The sequence below is a fragment of the Deltaproteobacteria bacterium genome, assembly GCA_019308905.1.
Lineage (GTDB): Bacteria > Desulfobacterota > BSN033 > WVXP01 > WVXP01 > JAFDHF01.
This window is the reverse complement of the sequence record JAFDHF010000106.1, coordinates 1-6,959: the sequence shown is the minus strand read 5'-3', so window position 1 is coordinate 6,959 and position 6,959 is coordinate 1. Positions and strand designations below refer to the sequence as shown.

The 6,959-nt window shown below is 53.1% G+C and carries 7 protein-coding genes and 2 pseudogenes; 2 read left to right on the top strand and 7 right to left on the bottom strand.

The annotated features are described in order from the left end of the window. The first annotated feature begins 196 nt into the window (after window positions 1-196). Window positions 197-1,126 (top strand): hypothetical protein, encoded by a 930-nt coding sequence (locus JRJ26_19820; protein ID MBW2059739.1) that lies wholly within the window; start codon window positions 197-199, stop codon window positions 1,124-1,126. Between the two features lie 418 nt (window positions 1,127-1,544). Here JRJ26_19820 and JRJ26_19815 read toward each other — a convergent pair. The 4 genes and pseudogenes from JRJ26_19815 to JRJ26_19800 form a co-directional block, all read right to left on the bottom strand. Next, window positions 1,545-1,649: pseudogene (locus JRJ26_19815) on the bottom strand (GGDEF domain-containing protein). A gap of 233 nt (window positions 1,650-1,882) precedes the next feature. Beyond that, window positions 1,883-2,419, bottom strand: coding sequence for a 4-vinyl reductase (locus JRJ26_19810; GenBank protein ID MBW2059738.1), 537 nt, complete (start codon window positions 2,417-2,419; stop codon window positions 1,883-1,885). A gap of 146 nt (window positions 2,420-2,565) precedes the next feature. Further along, complete coding sequence (locus JRJ26_19805; protein ID MBW2059737.1) at window positions 2,566-2,820, bottom strand: hypothetical protein; 255 nt, start codon at window positions 2,818-2,820, stop codon at window positions 2,566-2,568. Between the two features lie 248 nt (window positions 2,821-3,068). Beyond that, on the bottom strand, window positions 3,069-4,103 hold the full coding sequence (locus JRJ26_19800) for a hypothetical protein (protein MBW2059736.1): 1,035 nt from the start codon (window positions 4,101-4,103) through the stop codon (window positions 3,069-3,071). 391 nt (window positions 4,104-4,494) lie between these two features. Between JRJ26_19800 and JRJ26_19795 the strand changes: the two genes are divergently transcribed. Then, window positions 4,495-4,761 (top strand): transposase, encoded by a 267-nt coding sequence (locus JRJ26_19795; GenBank protein ID MBW2059735.1) that lies wholly within the window; start codon window positions 4,495-4,497, stop codon window positions 4,759-4,761. Here the strand turns inward: JRJ26_19795 and JRJ26_19790 are convergent. The 3 genes and pseudogenes from JRJ26_19790 to JRJ26_19780 all read right to left on the bottom strand — a co-directional run bounded on the left by JRJ26_19790 (window position 4,695) and on the right by JRJ26_19780 (window position 6,635). Continuing rightward, window positions 4,695-5,681, bottom strand: a complete 987-nt coding sequence (locus JRJ26_19790; GenBank protein MBW2059734.1) for a DUF1214 domain-containing protein — start codon at window positions 5,679-5,681, stop codon at window positions 4,695-4,697. The genes JRJ26_19795 and JRJ26_19790 overlap by 67 nt on opposite strands. 64 nt (window positions 5,682-5,745) lie before the next feature. After that, window positions 5,746-5,961, bottom strand: a complete 216-nt coding sequence (locus JRJ26_19785; GenBank protein ID MBW2059733.1) for a DUF1214 domain-containing protein — start codon at window positions 5,959-5,961, stop codon at window positions 5,746-5,748. A 473-nt stretch (window positions 5,962-6,434) separates the two neighbouring features. After that, window positions 6,435-6,635 (bottom strand): annotated as a pseudogene (locus JRJ26_19780) (transposase). Window positions 6,636-6,959: the final 324 nt, after the last annotated feature.

Genomic DNA, 6,959 nt, shown 5'->3' with positions numbered 1-6,959 from the left:
TTTGAAACATCTTGTTCACGACTTCTGGTTATTTGGCCCTCTAGCTTCTTGATTGGGAAGGCTCTGGGGTTTCGTATAGCACACGCCACTGGGATTGTCAATTGGGAGATGTTCTGGTGGGATAGGAGTTTAAGTGCCTGAAGGCCCATACCTCTCGGCTGCAGTCGATATTTTCCCTACAGGGCATCACGCCCACATGGTTGCCGACTTCAGAAGACGGTTCTGGGTATCTCTGATAATCACGATTCCGGTTCTGATCCTCTCCCCGATGGTTCAGAGGGTTCTGGGCCTGGGGGGCTCCATACGATTCACCGGTGACTTGTACATCATCTTTGCCCTCTCTTCCATCATCTTTTTCTACGGCGGATATCCGTTTCTAAAGGGCCTCATCGATGAGCTGAAATCGGGACACCCTGGCATGATGACCCTAATCGCGATTGCCATCACCACCGCCTACGTATATAGCAGTATAGTCGTATTCGGTCTTAGCGGGAAGATATTCTTCTGGGAGCTCGCCACCCTGATCGATATCATGCTCGTGGGCCATTGGATCGAGATGAAGTCCGTGATGGGTGCTTCCCGCGCCCTTGAGGAGCTGGCCAAGCTCATGCCCTCGAATGCCCACAAGGTGATGCCGGACGGTAGTGTTAAGGATGTGCCCATAGATGAACTTAACGTGGGTGATCGGTATCTCGTAAAACCCGGGGAGAAGATACCTGCTGACGGTGAAGTGGTCGAGGGGCAGACCTCGGTCAATGAAGCCATGCTTACCGGAGAATCAAATCCGGTGTTTAAACGGGCGGGCGCTAAAGCCATAGGGGGGTCCATCAACGGTGAGGGTTCGATTACCGTCGAGGTTCAAAAGACGGGAAAGGATTCCTTTTTGTCGCAGATGATAGCCCTGGTAGAGGAGGCACAGCAGAGCAAGTCGAAAACTCAGGATTTGGCCAACCGCGCCGCCTTTGAAAGGGGGAGGAACATCCAGGCGATCATATTCGATAAGACGGGAACCCTTACCGAAGGGAAATTCGGGGTTACAGATGTAATTACTCTTTCAGAGAGAATCAAGGAAAATGAACTTCTCCAATATAGGGCATCACCGACGACCATGGCCCTGTGCTCCTAAAGATCACCCCCATGGACCCGCGGCTTTCTTGTAGAATCTCAAGAACCGAAAAACCAGGGACTTTCCATAGCGCCCCCCAATTCTCGGACGCCTTATCATCCCTGTTCAAAGCGGCCGGATACCGATGAGGCGCGGCAACCCGGAAGCCGATCTATTTATCCGTAAACTCCGGGTAGAGCTTTTTCATACACTCCGGGCAAAGAGAATGAGAGAACTTGGCGTTCGTCTTCTTGCTTATATAAGCCTCTATTTGCACCCAGTTCTCTTTTCCCTCAGGGTCCGTTCCCTCGAGTCTTATTCTCTTGCAGTTAGCGCATATTGGCAGGATACCTTCCAACCTCTTGATATGGGAATAAGCCTTTTCGAGTTCATCGATCTTTTTCTTGAGTTGTCTTTCTCTATTGTCAAGGGAGACGATCATGGAGTTAAACGCTTCAGAAAAATCCCCCATGAAGTCGACCCTCTGACTATAATCGCCTTTTGCAACCTGTTCAGCCTGCCACGTGAGATGAAGCAAGCGGGAATGTAATTCCTTGAAAGGGGATGCCAGAAAATTATCTCGCGAACACCTTATCTCTTCTATTTCCCCCTTCGACAATGGGACAATGAAGTCATGTATCTCTTGCATGAAGTCGATAAGTTGATTCAGACGTCTTGCAAGGTTTTCTTTGCTTTTGTCACCGATATCTCCTGTGTCCACCTTGTCCGGAATCCTACCCTGCAGGAGGGCGGCTAGCCTTTCGGCTATTTCTTCAATCATTTCGCCTTCCTTTGCTGCCTTACATCGAAACGGCATACCCTGTCTCCGCTTGCCCAACAGTCGATCTCTTTTGCATCAAAAGACTTTCCAGTGTAAGCTTCCATGATGCCTGCGATGAAGCCCTCATCATATTGACAAACCACCTCACCGACAGGTGGCAGGCCGGAACAATCAAGGTCTTCAGCGACCGTTAATGTGAATCTCATATTCTCAGAATCGGCTTTCTCAATTCGAAGAATCCCTATGGCCTGCTCTTTGAGTACACTTTGCAGCTGAGATACAAATTCGTTGAAATCGAGCTCCCGGTTCAGCATATTCTCACAGAATTGCTTTCCGGCAAGCCTGCCCGCCTTGATGATGATATCGTTTGCCCTATTTACACCTAACTCGGTTATCATCACATCCCGGAAAGTATATTGGAGCAAGCGATAGACCAGCACTGGGACCTGTAAACCAAGATTCGGCCTGCCTGTTTCTATGTCTCCCAGGTCCTCCCATGTGAATTTGTTGTAATCACGCTCTTCATTGAACATGGATTCGATCCTCCAGGACCGGGTTGGTGACTCAGCCTTGTGGGCATCCGGTGTTGCTCTTGGGGACATCCCCTTTCCCTTCCGGCGCGTTGCCACCCTTGTGCAGGTCTGTCGGGTGGAAGCACAGGCCGAGAAGGCAAGGCAACCTACTCTGCTCTATTCTTTCTGTCCTGAGATTCTATACGCCGCACGACTTCTTGAATACTGTCCAGGTTCCGTTGGAGTGGCTCGGCGAGGTCAACATTCTTGTATGACATTATTATCAGCTTGAGTGAGACCAGGAAGATCGCCGCTTCCAGAAGAATGTCATGGGTGAGCCCCTTGGTGAAGAGGGCTATGGCAAAAAGAATGAAGGTAACGGCGATCACAATCAACGACCCGAAATCAAAGTGTTGTTTCATTCTTGACATGAAATCTTCTCCGATCCCACAGAAACGTCAGGTCTATGTTTCTACACGGATACTCGACAACCCCCTGCCGACTGGATCCGCACGCATGCCTTGACCAAGACTTTGGATACAGAGCTCTCTCGGTCCGGAGAGCCCGTGGAACGCATTTGCCAGGTAACCCTGGAACACGAGCCGTGGGCGGTCAAGGCTCTAGAGCAGATTATCCCGATCAGCGTCGTCCTTGGGAGCTGTGGGTTGGCTCAGCGCTGAAAGGCCAAGGATGCCATGAAGCGGTATTTCAGCTTGCACTTCTTATCGGGATCGAAAATCACGTAGACGGTGCGCACCTGCCGCCAGACCTCAGGCAGCACCTGGGGAGAATATGCTCTTGTTTCGCCCCGTTTCAAATAGCGGCGTGGAAGCACGCAGTAGCGATAACCCCTTTTGATCTCATAACCGGCAAACTTTCGAGGATTGTGTTTGAGAGCTTCGGCTTCGATCCTTTTGCTGTAGAAGCGGGATTCGATCTTGATTCCTTCCAATTGGAGGGCATTTACCCCCATGTTCTGAAAGACGGCCAGTTCCATGGGATGGAAAGATCCCCCGGCATCCTTCAGGCTTCCCCTGTGGGCCACGATCACCGGCGAATAGTCGAAGTCGTCAGGGCGAATCTTCAGGTACGCATAATCATTGGTCCAGGGTCCCACCTGGGAGACAACTTTGTCCGGATCGGCTTCCACCCGGACACCCCGCGCCGCCCAAAGCTCCGGCGGCCGCATGTCGTAGGTGAGGCCATAGTAAAGGGTTTTTCCAGGGCCCAGGCTTACGGCTTTTTTCGGCGGCCCCACGGCTATGAACTCCCGCTCATAGAGCCTCCGCTGCTTGTAATCCCTGTATTCCTTGTACAGGGTTTGGCCGATGGAAAGCATGGGTTTGACCGTGATGCGGAAGGTCTTCTTGCAGGGGGTGTCTCCAAAGTTCGTTACCGCGACTTGCAGGGTCAACCGCGCTGTGCGCGGGTTGTAGCTGGCCCGGGTGAAATACGCCCGCAAGTCAACGCCGGGTGCCGGTTTGTAGATGTTTGGCAACTTGATAACGGGCCGGACTTGAAATTCGGGAAAATAGATGGGGCGGCCGGACTCCGGGTGAACCTGGAATTTCGGTACTTGGGATTGAAGGCTTGAGGGTCGTGGTGCTTCGGCACCTGCGGCCGGCGCCGTGGAAGCTGCCGCGAAAACCATAATCAACAACACCCCAAAGGCCGGGAAATTGACTTTGCGATCTGTGTTTTTCATCTTCAACCCCCGTTTCCAGGATTATCTAGTTGGTCTGCCATTTAGCAGCGGCTTGCCCGACCGAGTTCATGTGGTTGGAGAATGCTTTTCCCCCTCATCCTGATGATTATGAACCATACAAGTAGACCAATGTCAAGAATCAGAGCGAAAGAGGCTTCGGGCCGAAAAACGGCTTTCGGATCATTGTTGATCCACCAGGGCACCTAAGGAATCCATTGGAAGGATAGCCTTTGCACGGCTGATCGAGATTCGAGCCAATCCGGATTTGCATAGATTCGGGAAACGGATTCGAGGTAAAGCTCAGATTGTCAATCAAGCTGTTTAGCCCGGATTATCCATCAGAAGGGCTTCAAAAAGTATCGGGCTTCTGCTTTACACCTTTGCGTACTGTTTGTTTTTGCTGATGTGTAACCATCTCCAAGGCACTGAACTTGAAACGGCTCAGGTGGCCAGCCTGAGGGTCAAGCTCCTCAAAATTGGGGCCCGGATCAGGGAAACCGGCCGGCGTATCTGGATCAGTTACCTCGGCCCGACCCCAGGCCATTCCATTAACACGCACCATGAAGAAGATCCCCGGGCCGATGGCTCGCCCTACTTCACCGGCACCGGATCCGGGAACTTCCACGTGCCGTCGAGGATCACTTTCCGCGGCCGGTAGAAACGGACGAGGTACTGCCAGCCGTCCATGATGTACAGGTAGTTATCCCGCTTCGGGTCGCCGCCGAAGTGGATGGTGACGGTGCCGTCCGGGTTCTTCTTGGCCGTCACATTGTTGAGGGAGTAAGCGTGGTAAGGGTTCTTCACCATGTAGCGCTCGGCGTTGTACACGGTGATCGACCAGAAACCGTCGACCGGCACGTTTGCTGGCACCTCGAGCACGTACTCCGTCTTGCCGTCATTGTGCTCGGGCGTCACGGGAATGTAGAGGGCGTCCTGCCGCTGCATGCCGCCCCAGCCCACAGCCGCGCCCATCATGTTTTCGAGGTAGCTCCGATCGCACTTGACGCCGAAGAAGCCCGAGCTGTCCTTGACGCTGCTGCCGAGCACGTTGGCGGCCCTGCGGAGCTTCAACACCTGCTGCTGGTCCCAGTTGGGGACCTCGAGCCTGCCGGGGTCGGCCTGCTCCACCTTCACGGCATCCTGGAGGGCATGGGCCTCGGCCATGTCCTTGGGATCGTACGGGTCGGCGAAGGTGCGGATCCCGATCATGATGTAGCGGGTGCCGATCAGCTCCTTGGTGAATCCGTAAGTGCCGGCGCCGTACATCCCGGGGTAGATGTCGTGGTCCTCGCTGATGACCATGAGCGACATGTAGCGGCCGTGGGGGTCTGGCATGGTCACCGTCAGCGGCGTCGTCAGGTCGAAGACTCCGAAGGAGTACAGGGTGTCCCGGTTGCCACTGATGGTGACCTGGTTGTCAACGGGGTAGAGCTCCCGCTGGTGGGCGAACTTCCCGAAGGCGTCCATCCTCTCGGCGTACCCCTTGAACTGGAGATCGGTCTCGGCACGGACATAATCGTATACGGTCACAGGAACCGGTTTGTTTTCTGCAGCCGCCGGTCGTGGTATCGAAAACATACTCACAGAGCAAACGAGCAAGATCCATCTGCCCATCCTTCTCATCAGATTCCTCAGCATTTCACTATCCTCCTTCTGTGCCGTTCTGGTTGCCAAGAGATTCAATGTCTCCCGGCTTCCAGGTCTTTTCGAACCAGGGCTTGAGCGGACCGTAGAGTCGCAGTGCGGCGAACCAGGATTTACCGGGAACGGTCTGGATCCAGTTCGGCTCCTTTCCCTTCGGCGGCTTCGGTCCGAAATACAAATGAAACCCACCGTAATGACCGGCAACAAGGCGCATTCGCCAATCTAAGGGTCTCTGAATTTCGGAATTCTTCTCTTCGCACCATTTATCCTGGTTTTGGTTTGGAGTGACATGCGAGTAGCCACATAACGCCCGAGATGCCCGTCACTCCGAGGTGGGTTGACTCTCCCCTGTTCTTGGTGCCTGCCACGTTCCGGCCAGAGCTCATCCCCAAAAAGTCGCTTATACAGGAAGTCTAGAACACGGGCATTTTTCTTTTCAAGGGGCATGACAAGGCGTACCGAAAATGGGAACGAAAATCATGTCATCACCTAACCGCTGAGTGGTGTGTCGCTCTACTGCAGGAGGGATCGGCCGTGGTTTCGGCGCAGGTGCTTATCGATATTAGTGCATTGCGCGGCCAAGGGTTCGGTCTGCGCTAGGCAGACAGGAAGTCGGGTATTCACCGTAACAGAGTCGAAGAGCACCTGGAAGGTGGAACTGTCTCACAATATCGGAAGCGCAATCTTGTCCATTACCAGAAGATGGATGTGATTGGAGGTCACCATGTAGTTCAGTACAGTTAACCCATAGCGCTTTTCAGCCTCGAAAAGCCACCGGAGATATCGGCGCCGGTCTGTGGCAAATTTCAGGAGAAATTCCCTTTTATGGCAGCGGTGGGTGAGGTGCCATACATACCCAGGAATGTAATGCCGATTCGCCCGTGGCATCCATAGCCCCTTTCTTAGAAGGCCCATTTGGCTCGCAAGAATAGTGTTCTAAGCCCTAAAACAGGCCGGTGTTTGTAGAATTATTTCAGGATTCCAAGTAGTTGCCTCGGTCCGACCCCAGGCCACTAAACAGGCCACTAAGGATGAAGCATGGCTAAAAAGGTTTCGCATAAAATCATAGACGTCCCTCAACTCCACGTCCCTCAACTCCAAGAGCAGACACCTGGTGTGAGGCAGATCAGGTTGAAACACGGCTCCAAGGTCAATATTGAATTGCAAAAACACGCGTGGAAGATGGCACACATGGCTTGGGTTCGTGATATT

Excerpts from the sequence above, each read along its gene's own strand:
- JRJ26_19820 (MBW2059739.1), top strand. The coding sequence starts at position 197 with ATGGTTGCCGACTTCAGAAGACGGTTCTGGGTATCTCTGATAATCACG.
- JRJ26_19810 (MBW2059738.1), bottom strand. The coding sequence starts at position 2,419 with ATGTTCAATGAAGAGCGTGATTACAACAAATTCACATGGGAGGACCTG.
- JRJ26_19805 (MBW2059737.1), bottom strand. The coding sequence starts at position 2,820 with ATGAAACAACACTTTGATTTCGGGTCGTTGATTGTGATCGCCGTTACC.
- JRJ26_19800 (MBW2059736.1), bottom strand. The coding sequence starts at position 4,103 with ATGAAAAACACAGATCGCAAAGTCAATTTCCCGGCCTTTGGGGTGTTG.
- JRJ26_19790 (MBW2059734.1), bottom strand. The coding sequence starts at position 5,681 with ATGTTTTCGATACCACGACCGGCGGCTGCAGAAAACAAACCGGTTCCT.
- JRJ26_19785 (MBW2059733.1), bottom strand. The coding sequence starts at position 5,961 with ATGCGCCTTGTTGCCGGTCATTACGGTGGGTTTCATTTGTATTTCGGA.